A 14946-nucleotide genomic window follows, 5' to 3' on the forward strand; every position below is an offset into this window, starting at 1 on the left:
GAGGAGCTTCAGCTCGGTCTACCGCCGTGGCGCCCGTCCGCTGGACTGCCGGACGGTGAGATGCGTGGGCAGGATGACGTTCCGGCGGCTCGCCCTCACCGCCAGATTCTGCTCCAACAACATCGAGACCGCGACTCGGCCAGCCTGCTCGACCGGCGCGGCGAGAGTGGTCAGCGGTGGGCTGCAGAAGTCGGCACCGAAGATGTCGTCGCAGCCCACCACGCTGATTTCGCCGGGGACGTCGACGCCACGCTCGCCCAACCGACGGAGGATGCCGATCGCAATCAGGTCGTTGAAGGCGATGCACGCGGTCGCACCGGTGTTCAGCAGCGCATCCGCAGCCGCCGAGCCTGACCGGCGGGACGCCCCGAACGGTCCGATCCGGGTCGCCGCCAGACCGTGCTTCGCCATCGCGGTACGCATCGCCCGCCAGCGGGCCTCGTTGGCCCAGGAGCAGGATGGGCCGGCCACGTATACAACCTGCCGATGGCCCAGCGAGATCAGATGCTCGACGGCCTGCATTACGCCGTCCGGGCTGTCGATCACGACACTGCGTACGCCGGGGGCGTTGCGGTTGACGGTGACGACCGGCAGTTCGGCGGTGATGCCGATGATGGCCCGCCCGGGTAGACGCGAGGCGGCCAGGATGACCCCGTCGACCGACTGTCGCACCGTGCTCAACAGGCGGGTCTCCAGCTCCGGTGAGTCTTCCGTGTCAACGAGCATCTGGGCGTAGCCGGCTGCCCGCAGCTCGTGCTGGGCACCCCGGATGAGCCCGAAGTAGAACGGATTAGTCACGTCCGAGACGAGCACGGCGACGGTCGCGGTCCGGCCCGACGAGAGTGCCCGCGCAGGGACGTTGGGCACGTAGTTCAGCTCCCGGGCGGCAGCCTGGATGCGTTCGCGGGTCACCCGGTTCACCCGTCCCGGGCGGCTCAGCGCCCGCGACACGGTGGAGGCGGCGAAGCCGGTGCGGGCCGCGATGTCGTTGATGGTCACGCGGCCCTCACGGCGCAATACCGCAGGCGAGCCGGGCGGACCATCGGGATCCATGTCGATCAGCAGACCACGGGTTGGCAAGAAATGGCAATCGATTGCCATCAGGATTTTGAGGTTGTTACGTTGCCTCCCACGCTCCATCGAAAACGGACAACCAACCACGTAAGGAGCGCAGATGATCGCCACACGTCGACTTGTCGCGGCGGCCGCGGTCGCCGCGATTAGCATTCCCCTGGCCGGCTGTGACTCCGGCTCGGCTGGCGACGACCCGAAGACGCTCAACATGCTCGTCGCTGCGAACTCGATCTATCCCAACGAGCAGAAGCAGTGGTTCGCCGACGTCTCGGCGAAGTTCCAGCAGTTGACCGGAGCGACGGTCCGTTTCGAGACCTTCGCCAGCCCCAACGACGAACTCACCAAGATCCAGACTTCGGTGCTGTCCGGGCAAGGGCCAGACATCTACTCGCTCGGCACGACCTTCACTCCCACCGCGTACTCGACCGGCGCCTTTGCCGACCTCACCGCCGACGACTGGACGAAGATCGGCGGCCGCGATCGGTTCCTGCCCGCGACGCTGGGCATCTCGGGGCCGGACCCCGCACACGAGATCGCTGTTCCCTTCACCAGCCGGCCGTTCGTCATGGCATACAACAAGGAGATGCTCGCCGCCGCGGGCATCGACAAGCCGGCCGTGACCTGGGACGGTCTGCGAGAGCAGGCCAGGAAACTGACCGGGGACGGCAGGTACGGCCTGGCCGTCGCCTACGCCGACGGCTTCGACCCGTGGAAGTTCATCTGGGCCATGAGCATCCAGGCCGGCAACCCCCTAGTGGAGGACGGAAAGGCACGGCTGACCGATCCGGCGACGGTCAGGGCCTACCAGACCTACCTCGGCTGGCTCGCCACCGACAAGATCGTCGCCCCGGCCGCGACCGGCTGGAAGAACGCCCAGGCGATCGCCGCGTTCGGTGCCGGCAAGGCCGCCTTCCTGCCGATGGTCTCCGCGACCTCGAAGGTCACCCTGGACAAGTCCGCAGTCGCCGGCAAGTACGGCTACGCGCTCATGCCGACGGTCCCGCCGGGCGCCACCGACCTGCCCGCCGACGGCGTCGGCGCCACCAGCATCCTCTCCGGCGACAACCTGGTGATCGCCAAGTACAGCAAGAACAAGGACCTGGCGCTGCGGCTGGTCAACATGCTCACCAGCGCCGACGCACAGGAGACCTACTACCGGACCTTCGGCGAGTTGCCGACGAATGAGGAATTGGCGGGCAAGCTCGTCGCCGACCCGGCACTCGCGGCGATCGTGGAATCCGCGTCGAAGGCACACGGCACCCCGTTCCACGGCGGTTGGAGCCAGATTCAGCTCGCGCTGGTCAACGTGGTCGTCCAGTCGGTGCCGAACCTCGCCGCCGGCAAGGTGGACGGCAAGGCCCTCGACACCCTGCTGGCCCAAGCCCAGTCCGAGGCGCAGTCCGCCCTGGACAAGGCGAAGTAAATGGCCGTCACCGAATCGGTGACGGGGGACGCACCGGACCGAGGGCACCCGCACCGACCGCGGGCGCCCGGTCCGGCGCGATCCGGTCGACAGGCCCGCCGCGCCGCCGGCTCCGCTGCCCCGCTGTGGCTACTCGCGCCCGGCGGCCTGCTCACCGTGACCGTCATCGTCGTCCCGTTCGCCGTCGCGATCGTGATGTCGGTGCTCGACCTCGACCAGTACACGTTCCGGCAGTGGTTGTCCGCGCCGTTCATCGGCATCGGCAACTACGCCGAGGCGCTGGCAGAGACGAGCATGCCGCACGCAATCTGGGTGAGCGGATCCACCGCCCTCATCGCGACGCTCGTCGCACTCCCGCTCGGGGTGGCCGCCGCGCTGACGACGCACCTGCCGTTCCACGGCCGGGCCCTCATCCGGTCGCTGTACCTCGTCCCCTACGTGCTACCGGCCTTCGTCGTCGGCACCATGTGGCGGATCATCCTGCAGCCTGACGGCGTCGCCAACCACGGCCTCGCGCAGCTGGGCATCGACGGCGGACTGTGGCTCAACGGGCCAAAGAGCTATCTGGCCCTGATCGTCGTGCAGGCCTGGTCGTCCTGGCCACTGATCTACCTGCTCACCCTCTCCGGCCTGCAGGGCATCGACGACACCCTGCATGAGGCGGCAGCGCTCGACGGCGCGCACTGGCAGGCCAAACTTCGGTACGTCGTCCTCCCGTTGCTACGCGGCCCCCTGTCGCTCGCCGCGATCATCTCGGTACTACACGTATTCAACAGCTTCACCCTGCCGTTCGTGCTGTTCGGCGTGCCGGCACCCCACGACGTCGAGGCGCTGCCGGTGCTGACCTACGTGGAAAGCTTCCAGAACCTGCGGTTCGGCCTGAGCGCGGCGATGGCCGTGATCTCACTCGTGCTGATCCTGATCCCCCTGCTGGTCTACCTGCGCACCGTGCGACTCGACACCACGGAGGCCACCACATGACCTCGGTACTGCGTCTGCTGCCGCGGCCGCTGCAGGTGGCCCTGACGGTGATCCTGCTGGGGATCGTCGGCCTGCCGATCGGCTACGTCTTCCTCGCCTCGGTCAACTCCGACCTGGCCGTCGCCGCCGGTGAGTTCTGGCCCGAGCAGGTCAGCTTCGGCAACTACCGGCAGATCTGGTCGACGGTCCCCCTGAGCCGGGGGCTGGCCAACAGCCTGCTCGTCGCCGGGGCGGTGGCACTCGCGTGCGCGGCCGCCGCGGTCTTCTCGGCGTACGTGTTGGTGCGGCATGCTTTCCGGGGCCGGCGAACCATCCTGCGTGCGCTGCTGGGCATGCAGTCGATTCCCGGCACGCTGCTGCTCCTGCCGCTGTTCGTCCTGTTCGCCACGATCGGCTACACCGTGGGCGTGCCGATCATCGGCACCCGATCGTCACTCTTCATCACCTACCTCACCTTCGGACTGCCGTTCTCGACCTGGATCATGGTGACCTACCTGCGCGGGCTGCCCGGCGAACTCGTGGAGGCCGCAACACTCGACGGCGCCGGGACCTGGCAGATCCTGCTGCGCATCGTGATCCCGCTGAGCTGGCCCGGGCTGGTCGTCGCCGCGATCTTCGCGTTCCTGCTCGGCTGGAACGACGTGCTCTTCGCCTCGGTCATGACGGATGTGGACACCCGGACCGCAGCAGTCGTACTCCAGGTCTTCGGCTCATCCGCCGAGGGCGGGGCGATACCGCCGTACGGGCAGATGATGGCCGCGGCACTCGTCTGCGCGCTACCGGTCGTCGCGCTCTACCTCGTGTTCCAGCGGTACATCGTCAACGGCCTGACCTCAGGAGGCGAGAAATGACCGAGTGGACATTGTCCGGCTTCGGCGACGAGATCGACCCCGAACCCGCCGTCCAACTCGCGGTGCTCAGCGCCCTCGGCGCGAAACACATCGAGGTACGCAGCGCGTGGGGCACCAACATCGTGGAGATGAGCGACGTCCAGCTGCACACCCTCAGCGATGCGATCGCCGAACGCGGCATGGCGGTCTCGGCCATCGCGTCCCCGGTCGGCAAGGCCGATGTGACCAGCGACGACGGCGGCGAACTGGCCCGGCTGCGGGCCGCCGTGTCCGCGGCCCGCCGGTTGGGAAGCCGGTACATCCGGATCTTCTCCTTCTACCGCCCCGCCGGAATGGCCGCAGCCGAGATCCGCGACGCTGTGCTGGCCCGGATGCGAGCCTTCGCCGCCCTCGCCGAGGACTCGGGCGTCGTGCTCCTGCATGAAAACGAGAAGAACATCTACGGTGACGTGCCGGAGCGAATCATCGACATCCTCGAAACGGTCGACTCGCCGGCACTGCGCGTCGCTTGGGACAGCGCCAACTTCGTGCAGGTCGGCGTGCGCCCGTACGACGACGGGTACGCGTTGCTGCGCCCCCACATCGACTACCTGCAGGTCAAGGACGCCCTGATGACGACCGGCGAGGTCGTGCCGGCAGGTGACGGCGACGGCCAGCTACGACAGACACTCACCGCGCTACGCGACGACGGCTACGCCGGGTTCGCCTCCCTCGAACCGCACCTCTTCATCCAACACGGGTTGTCCGGGCCGGCCCAGTTTGGCCGGGCCGCACGCGCGTTCGCGCAGCTCACGACCTCGATAGGAGTAGATCTTCAATGACCGGGCTCACCGTCGTCATCGCGGGCAGCAGCGTGATCGGCCACACGCACGCCGGCGCGATCCTGCGCCACCCCGGGCTGCGTGTCGCCGCACTCGCCGATCCGGATGCACAGGCCAACGATCGGCTCGCCAGGTGGATCACCGAGCACGGCGGCCCGGCGCCGCAGCGCCACGACTCGCTGGGCGAGGCGCTCGCGGCCGGGACGGTGGACCTCGTCGCGATCTGCACGCCCAGCGGCCTGCACGCCGAACTCGCCGAGCAGGCGCTCGCGGCGGGCGTGCACGTGCTCGTCGAGAAGCCGCTCGACGCCTCGCTGCCAGCTGCGCGCCGCATCGCCCAGGCGGCCGCGCACGTCGAGGCGTCCGGTCAGGTCTGCGCGGTGGTCTGCCAACACCGGTTCGACCCGGCCAGCGTCGCGGTCGCCACCCGGGTACGGGCCGGCGCGTTCGGGCGGATCACCTCGGCGGTCGCCAGCGTGCCGTGGTGGCGGGGCCAGCGGTACTACGACTCCGCGGGCTGGCGCGGCACCTGGCGACAGGACGGCGGCGGCGCCACCATGAACCAGGGTGTGCACACCGTGGACCTGCTGCTGTGGCTGCTCGGCCATCCCGAGGAGGTGTTCGCCTACACCGGCGCCACCGCCCACGATCGGATCGAGATCGAAGATGTCGCCACGGCAACAATCCGCTTCGCCAGCGGCGCACTCGCCGTGCTGCACGCCACCACCGCCGCGTATCCGGGCCTCGGTGTGCGGCTGCAGGTGCACGGCACGCAGGGCTCGGCGGTGATCCACGACGACCAGTTGGAATACCTGCACACAGCCGACGGCCCGGACCCGTCCGCCTACGCCGCCGGGCCGGACCAGTCATCCGCCGCGGTGCCCGAGTCCGAACTGCGGGGCGCCCCCAAGCCCGCCGAGGCCTTCGTCACCGGGCACCTACGGCAGTACCAGGACATGGTCGACGCGATCGACACCGGCCGCCGCCCGGCAGTCACTACCGCCGATGCATTACTCGCCGTCGCGGTCGTGAAGACGGTCTACCTCTCGGCGTACCTGCACCGGCCGATCCAGGTCCCGGCCGTGCTCGCCGGCGAGTTCGACGACGTCCTCGCGACGCTGGAGAGTTCCGCCATCCCCTCAACGGCGACGACGCGATGAGGTTCGCGGTGTTCAGCGCGTCCACACCGGACTGGACCCCGGAAGAGACGGTCGCGCAGCTGGCGGCGCAGGGCTGGGACGGCGTCGAATGGCGAGTCACGGACCAGGATGAGGCCGACCCGCCCGGCTTCTGGGCCGGCAACCGGGCGACCTTTCCCCTCTCCGGACTGGAAGGGGACCTACCCCGAATTGCCGCGATCACCCGCGCCGCGGGCTTGGAGATATCCGGGCTGGGCACGTACGTGCCAGTACGCGACCGCGCCAACGCCGAGCGGGTGCTCGCCGCGGTCGCAGCACTCGGCGCCGGCCGGGCACGGGTCATTTTGCCGGGCTTGGACAGCGGCGACTACCGGGAACTGATGGACCAGACCCGCCGGGACCTGACCTGGATCGCCGACCGTGCGGCCGCCCACGGCGTCACCGCGCTGGTCGAACTGCATCACCGCACCATCGTCGCCTCCGCGTCGGCGGCGATGCGGCTGCTCGACGGCCTCGCCCCGCAGCAAGTGGGGGTGATCCACGACATCGGCAACCTGACGATCGAGGGATTCGAGGATCCGCTGGCGGCCTTCGAGATGCTCGGCCCGTACCTCGCCCACGTGCACGTGAAAAACGTCGCGTGGTTGGTGACCGGCACCCGGGCCGACGGCGGCCCGCGCTGGTCGGCCGAGTGGGCGCCGCTACGCGAGGGGCAGGCCGACATCGAGGCATACTTCGCCGCCCTGCACCAGTTCGGGTATGACGGTTGGGTGACGGTCGAGGACTTCTCGACCGTCGTGCCACTCGCCGAGCGAACCCGGGACAATCTGGCCTACCTGCGGGAACTTGACCAACGGGTCCGCGTGCGGGGCGCGTGATCTCCACCCAATTCCTGTCGCTGCTGTCTGCCGGGCAGGGGCGACATCCAGGCGATCTCGGCGGCAAGTTGCGGAACCAGCAGATCGTGGTTAGTCCACCGCCGGCGGGGTACGCACCAAAATGCGCGCGAAGGCCGCCTGAACCGAGCCTCTCTTACCGAGAACCTGACCGAGAGGAACCACGGTGTCACACGAATACCGCAAGGACCCCGAAGCAATCTCTCGGCTGTCGCCGGAGCAATACCGAGTCACTCAGGAGGCCGGAACAGAGCCGGCCTTCGACAACGCCTATTGGGACAACAAGGAGTCGGGCATCTACGTCGACATCGTGTCCGGTGAACCCCTGTTCGCCTCCGTCAACAAGTACGACAGCGGCACCGGCTGGCCGAGTTTCACCACGCCGATCGAACCGAACAACGTGGTCGAACGCCGAGAATCGAGCCTCGGCATGAGCCGCACCGAGGTCCGGTCGGCGCACGGGGACAGTCACCTCGGCCACGTGTTCGACGACGGCCCCCCAGAAGCCGGCGGATTGCGTTACTGCATGAACTCGGCCGCACTTCGGTTCATCCCGCGCGATGACCTCGAGCGCGAAGGATACGGCGAGTACCGCAAGGTGTTCGAGCATGCGGGCGGAGAGCGGAACCAAGCACCCGCCGCGTGACTCCTGGCGTTGGTGCGCATATATAGGAGATCAGCTGCGCAGGTACCCCGCCAAGATCCTGCAGCTGGCCGGCTGATGGCGGTGACCGTCGCTGACCTGCGTCGCAAGCCGGTCCAGGCAAATCCCGTGTGGAAGGATGAGCCGATGGTGCACGCGTCCTGCCCCGACCAGTTGCTGGCGGCACCGGCTGGGGACGCGGACGCCTTCACGGCGATGGTCGGCCCGCTGCGCGGGCAGTTGCACGCTCACTGCTACCGCATGCTCGGCTCCGCCCACGATGCCGACGACGCGGTTCAGGACACGCTCCTGCGGGCCTGGCGCGCGCTGAAACGTTTCGAAGACCGCGGTTCGATCCGGCCGTGGCTGTACCGGATCGCCACCAACCGCTGCCTGTCGATGCTCGACCGGCGTGCCCGCCGCGAGCTGCCCGCCGACCTGCATTCCGCCGACACACCCGACGCCGAGGTGGCCTGGCTTGAGCCGTACCCCGACGACCGGGTGGGGCCCGAGGGGCGGGCGCTGGCCAGGGAGAGCCTGGAGCTGTCGTTCGTCGCCGCGTTGCAGCGGCTGCCCGCCAGACAGCGAGCGGTGCTGCTGCTGTGCGAGGTGCTCGGCTTCACCGCGCGCGAGGTGGCCGAACAGCTCGACACGAGCGCGGCCGCCGTCAACAGCGCGCTGCAGCGCGCCCGCAAGATGCTTGACGCGGGGCGGCCATCTGTCACCCAGCAGGAGGCCGTACGTGAGTTGGGCGATGCCGCGGTCCGCGAGCTGGCCCGGCGGTACGCGGCGGCGTGGGAGGACGGCGACGTCGGCCGGATCGTCGCCATGCTCACCGACGACGCGCGGTATTCGATGCCGCCGGTGCGGTCCTGGTTCGCCGGTCGGGACGCGATCCGTCGGTTCCTGCTCGACGGTCCGCTGGCGTACCGGTGGCGTTTCGTGCCCGCCATCGCGAACGGTCAACTCGCCTTCGGCACGTACCGCTGGGACGACGACCTCGCCGCGTTCGTGCCCGGCGGGCTGGACGTGCTCACGCTGCGCCGCTCCGGGATCGCGGAGGTCGTGTCGTTCCTCGACGCGGACGTCGGCGCGTTCGGTCTACCCGCGCGTCTGTGCGGGTGACGACGCAGCGATGAGTTCAGCCTTCTCGCCGGGTTGTACCGGTGAAAGGAGGCACACATGGTGCAGACACAGAAGGACGACGAGACGCTCATCAGCGACCTCGTCGAGCGGTGGGCGGCCGCGATCCGTGCGGGCGACCTGGCGGGCGTTCTCGCCGACCACGCCGATGACATCGTGATGTTCGACGTGCCGCCGCCGCAGGACGGGGTGCGGGGCATCGACGCCTACCGCGACGCGTGGCCGCCGTTCTTCCGGTGGCTCGACAGCGGCGCGGTCTTCGAGATTGTCCGCCTCGAGGTGACCGCCGGTGCCGACGTGGCGTTCGCCCACGCGCTGCTGCGCTGCGGGACGCCAGAGCATTTCTCCCGTCACCCCGACCACCGGCTACGGATCACGCTCGGGTTGCGTAAGGAGGGCGGCCGGTGGGTTGTCGCGCACGAGCATCACTCGTTCCCCCTTCACGAGGCCGCGGACACCGCCGCCGTCAAAGAGGAATCCGAGAACTGCACGAGGAGTGGTTCGACCGTACGGCCGCCAAGGACCTCGACGGGCTCATGGCGCACATCGCCGATGAGGTGGTGTCGTACGAGCACGAGACGCCGTTGCAGTACATCGGCCTGGCGCAGGTGCGGCAGGTGTGCCAGCGCGGCCTCGATGCCGGCTCCGGCGAGGTGACCTGGCAGGTGCCCGACCTGAGGGTCGTGGCCCGGGACGACCTCGCCGTGGCATGGGGGCTCAACCGGGTACGGGTGAAAGGGCTGGACGGTCAGGTGGACGAGTTCTGGTCGCGGGGCACTCGCGTCTTCCGCCGCACCGGCGGCGGCTGGGCAATGGTGCATCAGCACCTGTCGTTCCCGTTCGATCCGCACACCGGTGCCGCACGCACCGACCTACAGCCGTGATGGGTTCGGGGTCAGCGAAACTCAGCCGGCCAGGGCGCGGCGGCAGCGGGCCAGCTCGGCGCGCAGGTCGCGGCGCAGCGCCCGGTCCAGGCCGGGCTGGGCGAGCGCGTGGTCGAAGTCGCGGGCGGCCTCGTCCCACCGGCCGAGCCGCATCAGCGCCGTACCCCGGTTGTAGCGGGGCACCGGCGCCGCTGACAGGGCCACCGCGTGGTCCAGGTCGGTCACGGCGGCGGCCACGTCACCACGGTCGAACCGGACGGCGGCCCGGTTCGTCCACGCCTCGACCAGCTTCGGGTCCCCCGCCAGGGCCCGGGTCAACAGGTCCTCGGCTTCGGCGAGGCTGCCGCGCTCGGAGCGGACCAGCCCGAGGGTGCACAGCAGCGCGGGCTCCTGTGGGGCCAGCGCGAGCCCGGCCCGGGCGGCCGTCTCGGCCGCGTCGCGGGCGCCGCGCTCCAGGTGCAGGTTGACCAGGGCGATCCGGGCGTCGACGTGCCCGGGGTCGATGGCGAGAACCCGATCCAGGTCCTCCCGCGCCCGCCCGGGGCGGCCCCGCTCCTGCTGCAGCACGGCCCGGTTGTAGTACGCCTCGGGCAGGTGCGGTCCCAGGCGGATCGCGGTGTCGTAGTCCCGGATCGCGGCCTGGTTCCGGCCCGCCGCCCGGTGCAGGGCGGCCCGGTCCACGTAGTACTCGCAGTTGTCGGGGTCGTGGGCGATCACGGTGTCCAGGTCGGCCAGGGCCTGGGCCGGGTCGCCCAGGGCCAGGTGCACCTGCGCCCGGTTGTGGCGTAGCCGGGCCAGGTCCTGCGGGCGTTCGCCGGGGGCGAGCACCGCCGCCAGCCGGGCCAGCCCGTCATCGATCAGCCGCAGCGCGCGGGCGGGTTCGCCGGCCCTGCTGTCCAGCAACGCCAGGCCCTGCTCGTAGAAAACAGTGGACAGCACCCGCTGCCGCGGATCGGGCAACCCGGCGGCGAGGTGAAGCGCCTGTTCCAGCCAGCGCCGCGCCTGCGCCGGGTCCTGGTCGGCCGCCGGCAGGTGCCGGGCGTACAGCATGGCGGTGGCGTACGCGGCCGACATGGTGATCTTCGGGTCGTCGGTGGCGGCGCGGGCCTCGTGGTAGAGGTCGAGCGCTTCGGTGGCGCGCTCGAGCGCGGCCAGGGCGGTGGCCAGGCCGGTGGTGAACGCCCACCAGTGCCGCAGGTCGCCGTCGGGGGTGACCGTGGCGCGGCCGCGCCGGGCGGTTCGCGCCGCGTGGTGGTAGAAGCCGCGGGCGAGGCTGTCGCCCAGGGCGGTCCGGATCGTCTCCGGCGTCTGGTCGGCCGTTGCCGGCTCGCTGCCGCCGTCGCGCAGGTCCAGGCGCAGCGGCTCGGGGCAGTGGCGGGTCAGCGCGTCCAGCAGCTCCCGGGTGGTCTCGTCGGCGTTGTCGACGTGGTCGAACCGCACGGTGACCGGGTGTCGGAGGGTGCCCGCCCAGGCGGCCACGAACTCGGTCACGCCGTAGGCCAGGTAGGCGGTGCGCCGGGCCGGGTGGAACCGGATCGGTTCCTCCTCGGCGGCCGGTCGTGCCGTGGGGTCGATCCGTGGGGCGATCGCGTGCAGCTCGACCTGATGGCGGGAGGCCAGGCGGGGTCGGTCGGCGGCGATCCGGCTGAGGAAGGCCGCGACCCCGGCGTACGGCCCGTGGTCGCGGTGGCAGTCGTAGCCGCCGAGGTCGCCGGTCACGGCCGGGCCGATGGCCGCAGGGGCGGGCGTCCGGAGACGCCCGCCGTGCCGGCTACTACCAGCACCACTCGATCCAGAGCCGGCGGGCACCGGACAGCAGGCGCAGCGTGCTGTTGCGGCGGATGGTCATCTTCCTCATGGGCACCTCCGTTGTGGATCACGTCGGGACTGGCTGAGAGCATAATCTCGATCAATCTAAATAAGTAGACTGCTTCAGCCCATCCCGGCCGCTGCCTCCTGCAGGTCGGTGAGGAACCGCTGCACCGCGGGCGGTCGGCTGCGTCCGGCCACCGTGGCGGCGAAGACCCGCCGGGCCGAGGCGTCGTCGGGGTGCAGGCGGAGCAGGGCGAGGTCGGGCGGTGCGGCGGTGGGCGAGCCGGTGCGTGCGGGGCACCGCCACCAGCAGCACCTCGTCGACGAGGTGGCACAGGTCGAACCGCTCGCCGTCGAGCGGCTGATCGGGCGCCGCGCTCACCACGGCGACGTCGGCGTCCCCGGCGAGCAGGCGGTCCAGCAGCCCCGGCGTCAGCCCTTCGACGAGCTGCAACGCCACCTGCGGATGAGCGGACCGGAACGTGGCCAGGGCACGTGGCACGAGCGCGGCGACCGCCGTCGGAAACGCGCCGACCCGCAACCGGCCGGCGGTCAGTTCGCGCAGCGCGGCCAGGTCCCGACGGGCGCTGTCGAGCCGGTCGAGGACGGCCTCGACGTGGCCGAGCAGGCAGCGACCCTCTTCGGTCAGGGCGACACCGCGCGGCAGCCGGTCGAACAGGGGCGCCCCGACCTCGGCCTCCAGCCCAGCGACCTGTCGGGACACCGCGGACTGGGTGTAGCGCAGGCTCCGGGCTGCCGCCGTGATGGATGTGGACGACGACGGCGCGATCGTCGAGCCCGGCGACGTCCGAGCCCAGTCCGAACGCATCTTCGCGCTGATCGGCGGTCTGCTCGCCGCGCACGGCGCCACGTTCGACGATGTCATGCACGTCCGGACCTTCATGACCGACCTGCGTGAACCTGGCCGGCTACGCGGAGGTCCGCAGCCGATACTTCCCGCGCTCCCGTCCCGCCAGCACCACCGTGGAGGTGAGCCGGCTCTTCCTGGACGAGGCGGTGCTGGAGGTCGAGGTGACCGCTGCGGTCACCACGGGCTGACGTGCCGGTGGCATCTCTGAGCCCGTTTGCAGGCCCCGCTCACCTGGCCACCAACTCCTCGGCCCGCGCCGCCGGCTCGGGGTGGGCCGCCTGAGGCACGGCCCGCCGGCCGGACCAGAGCACCCGGGCGACGATCCCCGGCGCGAAGAGCCCCGGCGGCGGGGTCATCAGGTTGGCCACGCTCAGGAACCGCCGCCCGACGACGGGGTGCCGCGCGGCGGCGATGTGCAGCCGGCTGACGTACCCGTTGAGGAAGCGGGTTCGGCGGCTGCGCGGCCCGACGACCGTCGGGTAACGCAGGTCGGCGCCGACGGCCATGTCCCAGGGCACGTCCACCACCTTCGCCGCGGCGGCGAAGAAGCGGCGGGACAGCTCCTGCCGGCCCTGCCGGAGGCAGTCGCGCAGCACCATCGCCTCCGCCGCGGCCACCGTCATGCCCTGCCCGTACGCCGGGTTGAAGCTGCACACCGCGTCGGCCACCGCGATGAAGCCCTCCGGGAGGCGGGTGAGGTGCTCGTAGCGGCGGCGCATGCTGGCGGGCAGCCGCATCCGCCTCGGCGGGCCGAGCGGCTCTGCCCGGCTCAGCAGCGCGTGCAGCTCCGGGGCGGGCAGCCGCCTGGTGAAGTCGAGGTAGCCCTCGTCGTCGGTCGGCGGGGCCTGGCCCGGGCCGACGCCGAGCAGCGTGACCATCCACTGGTCGCCCTCCACCGAGACGGCCACCCCGCCGTACGGGACGGCCGGTGACGGGCTGCAGACGATGGCGGCGAAGTCGGCCTCGCCGGGCGTGCGGCGGTAGTCACGGGAGACGTACACGGTGTGGGGGTCCACCCGGTCCTCGGCGGGCGGCTGGTAGCCGAGCTCGGCGAGCCAGGTGGGGCCGCGGTTGCCGCGGCCGGTCGCGTCGACGACCAGGTCGGCGTCGTGGCGCTCCTCCTGGCCGCCCCGGGGGAGGATCCGCGCGCCGGTGACCCGGCCGCCGTCGGCGTCGGCGAGCAGGCCCAACGCCTCGCACCTGTCCCGGATCTCCACGTTGGGCAGGGCCCGGACCCGACCCCGGAGGTACGTCTCCAGGGCGCGCCGGCTGACGCAGAGCCCGTCCAGCCCGGAGGCGACCCGGGGAATCGGGTGGCCGTCGTTGACCCAGAGACAGTCCCGCTGGACGTCGATGGCGGTGGCGCCCTGGGCGGTCAGGTCGGCGACCAGACCGGGGAAGAGCTCCTCGAGGATCTGCCGGCCCCGGGCGAGCAGGCCGTGCGAGTGCTCGCTCTGCGGCACACCCTTGCGGTCGGTGGCCTCCGTCGGCAACTCGTCCCGGTCGAAGACGGTCACCTTCGCGTACGACTCGCTCAGCACCCGCGCCGCGAGCAGGCCGCCGATGCTGCCGCCGAGGACGAGCGCCTGCCGCATCTCATTGGTAGTGGACACGGTTGACTCCGTTTCATCGAATGGATGTCTACAGTTAGCGGCACGGCAGCGTGGCGAGGAAAGCGAATTAGCGGACGGCTTGCCGACAGTGAATTCCGCGTCAGCTGCTCCACCCTTTTCGATCTGTCAACGAAATGACATCCGCCTAGCAAAATCCCTGTTCAAGCGGCAGTTGCGAACCCGGCGGCCGGGGTGTTGACCGATATCTCAGTCGTCAACCGGTCAATTAATCACCGACCACCTGACAGATCAAGGAAACGCTTGCCGCGTGATCCGCCGCGCGACCAAATCCGTCCAGGCGAGCAGCGGACGACGGCCACCCGGCAGGCCGGTCCGGCGGCGCCCGGTGCCCACCACCGTGGCGGCCGGGCCCGACGGCGCGCTCTACGTCGGACAGTTGACCGGATTCCCGTTCCCCGTCGGCGGGGCGAAGGTGTGGCGCGTCGTGCCCGGCAAGGCGCCCGCCGTCGCCGCCGGCGGTTTCACCAACATCGCCGACATCGCCTTCGACAAGAAGGGCCGGCTGCTGGTCCTGGAAATCTTCGCCAACGGCCTGCTCAGCGGCGACGCGACCGGCGCCTTGATCAGGGTCGAACGCGACGGCTCGCGTACGGAACTCGCCCGAGCTGGTCTCGTCACGCCCACGGCCGTCGCGGTCGCCCACGACGGCACGATCTACATCTCCAACAAGGGCACCGTGGTCGGCCAGGGCGAGGTGCTACGCCTACAGGCGCGCGGTTAGCCAGCACCCAGCCGTGGGGGGGGGGGCGGGGGGGGGCGGGGGCCGCGGGGCGC

Annotated in this window: 14 protein-coding genes and 1 pseudogene; 11 read left to right on the forward strand and 4 right to left on the reverse strand. The window is 70.6% G+C overall.

Annotated elements, in window-relative coordinates; all coding sequences use genetic code 11:
• Positions 1-18: 18 nt before the first annotated feature.
• Positions 19-999 (reverse strand): LacI family DNA-binding transcriptional regulator, encoded by a 981-nt coding sequence (locus ABZ671_RS24635; protein ID WP_357862248.1) that lies wholly within the window; start codon positions 997-999, stop codon positions 19-21.
• 175 nt (positions 1000-1174) lie between these two features.
• Here ABZ671_RS24635 and ABZ671_RS24640 point away from each other — a divergent pair, with 175 nt between their 5' ends.
• The 9 genes and pseudogenes from ABZ671_RS24640 (at position 1175) to ABZ671_RS24680 (ending at position 9855) form a co-directional block, all read left to right on the forward strand.
• Complete coding sequence (locus tag ABZ671_RS24640; protein ID WP_357862250.1) at positions 1175-2497, forward strand: extracellular solute-binding protein; 1323 nt, start codon at positions 1175-1177, stop codon at positions 2495-2497.
• The gene (locus tag ABZ671_RS24645) at positions 2498-3478 is read left to right on the forward strand and encodes a sugar ABC transporter permease (protein WP_357862252.1); all 981 of its coding nucleotides are present in this window, start codon (positions 2498-2500) and stop codon (positions 3476-3478) included.
• Positions 3475-4329: a carbohydrate ABC transporter permease gene (locus ABZ671_RS24650; protein ID WP_357862254.1), complete on the forward strand. Its 855-nt coding sequence runs from the start codon at positions 3475-3477 to the stop codon at positions 4327-4329. Before ABZ671_RS24645 ends, ABZ671_RS24650 begins: the two co-directional genes overlap by 4 nt.
• Positions 4326-5150, forward strand: coding sequence for a sugar phosphate isomerase/epimerase family protein (locus ABZ671_RS24655; protein ID WP_357862256.1), 825 nt, complete (start codon positions 4326-4328; stop codon positions 5148-5150). The genes ABZ671_RS24650 and ABZ671_RS24655 overlap by 4 nt, the downstream gene beginning before the upstream one ends.
• Positions 5147-6310 carry a Gfo/Idh/MocA family oxidoreductase gene (locus ABZ671_RS24660; protein WP_357862258.1) on the forward strand — a complete coding sequence of 388 codons (1164 nt, stop codon included), beginning with the start codon at positions 5147-5149 and terminating at the stop codon, positions 6308-6310. The genes ABZ671_RS24655 and ABZ671_RS24660 overlap by 4 nt, the downstream gene beginning before the upstream one ends.
• Positions 6307-7167 carry a sugar phosphate isomerase/epimerase family protein gene (locus ABZ671_RS24665; protein WP_357862260.1) on the forward strand — a complete coding sequence of 287 codons (861 nt, stop codon included), beginning with the start codon at positions 6307-6309 and terminating at the stop codon, positions 7165-7167. Before ABZ671_RS24660 ends, ABZ671_RS24665 begins: the two co-directional genes overlap by 4 nt.
• Before the next feature lie 184 nt (positions 7168-7351).
• Positions 7352-7831, forward strand: a complete 480-nt coding sequence (gene msrB / locus ABZ671_RS24670; RefSeq protein WP_357862262.1) for a peptide-methionine (R)-S-oxide reductase MsrB — start codon at positions 7352-7354, stop codon at positions 7829-7831.
• Positions 7832-7975: 144 nt separating this feature from the next.
• The gene (locus ABZ671_RS24675; RefSeq protein ID WP_357862264.1) at positions 7976-8953 is read left to right on the forward strand and encodes a sigma-70 family RNA polymerase sigma factor; all 978 of its coding nucleotides are present in this window, start codon (positions 7976-7978) and stop codon (positions 8951-8953) included.
• Positions 8954-9010: 57 nt separating this feature from the next.
• Positions 9011-9855 (forward strand): annotated as a pseudogene (locus tag ABZ671_RS24680) (SgcJ/EcaC family oxidoreductase).
• 21 nt (positions 9856-9876) lie between these two features.
• On the opposite strand, the gene ABZ671_RS24685 reads toward ABZ671_RS24680, so the two are convergent.
• Together ABZ671_RS24685 and ABZ671_RS24690 are read right to left on the reverse strand one after the other, a co-directional pair.
• A complete protein-coding gene (locus ABZ671_RS24685) occupies positions 9877-11574 on the reverse strand; it encodes a tetratricopeptide repeat protein (RefSeq protein WP_357862267.1) in 1698 nt (565 codons plus the stop codon).
• Between the two features lie 190 nt (positions 11575-11764).
• On the reverse strand, positions 11765-12553 hold the full coding sequence (locus tag ABZ671_RS24690) for a LysR family transcriptional regulator (RefSeq protein ID WP_357862269.1): 789 nt from the start codon (positions 12551-12553) through the stop codon (positions 11765-11767).
• Between ABZ671_RS24690 and ABZ671_RS24695 the strand changes: the two genes are divergently transcribed.
• Positions 12438-12746 (forward strand): Rid family hydrolase, encoded by a 309-nt coding sequence (locus ABZ671_RS24695; RefSeq protein WP_357862271.1) that lies wholly within the window; start codon positions 12438-12440, stop codon positions 12744-12746. The two genes, ABZ671_RS24690 and ABZ671_RS24695, sit on opposite strands and share 116 nt — an antisense overlap.
• Positions 12747-12765: 19 nt before the next feature.
• Here ABZ671_RS24695 and ABZ671_RS24700 read toward each other — a convergent pair whose 3' ends face one another.
• Complete coding sequence (locus ABZ671_RS24700) at positions 12766-14151, reverse strand: FAD-binding protein (protein ID WP_357862273.1); 1386 nt, start codon at positions 14149-14151, stop codon at positions 12766-12768.
• Between the two features lie 268 nt (positions 14152-14419).
• Between ABZ671_RS24700 and ABZ671_RS24705 the strand changes: the two genes are divergently transcribed.
• Positions 14420-14893, forward strand: coding sequence for a ScyD/ScyE family protein (locus ABZ671_RS24705; RefSeq protein ID WP_357862276.1), 474 nt, complete (start codon positions 14420-14422; stop codon positions 14891-14893).
• Positions 14894-14946 lie beyond the last annotated feature (53 nt).

The sequence above is a fragment of the Micromonospora sp. NPDC006766 genome (genome assembly GCF_040636055.1).
In the GTDB taxonomy this organism is placed as follows: Bacteria; Actinomycetota; Actinomycetes; order Mycobacteriales; family Micromonosporaceae; genus Micromonospora.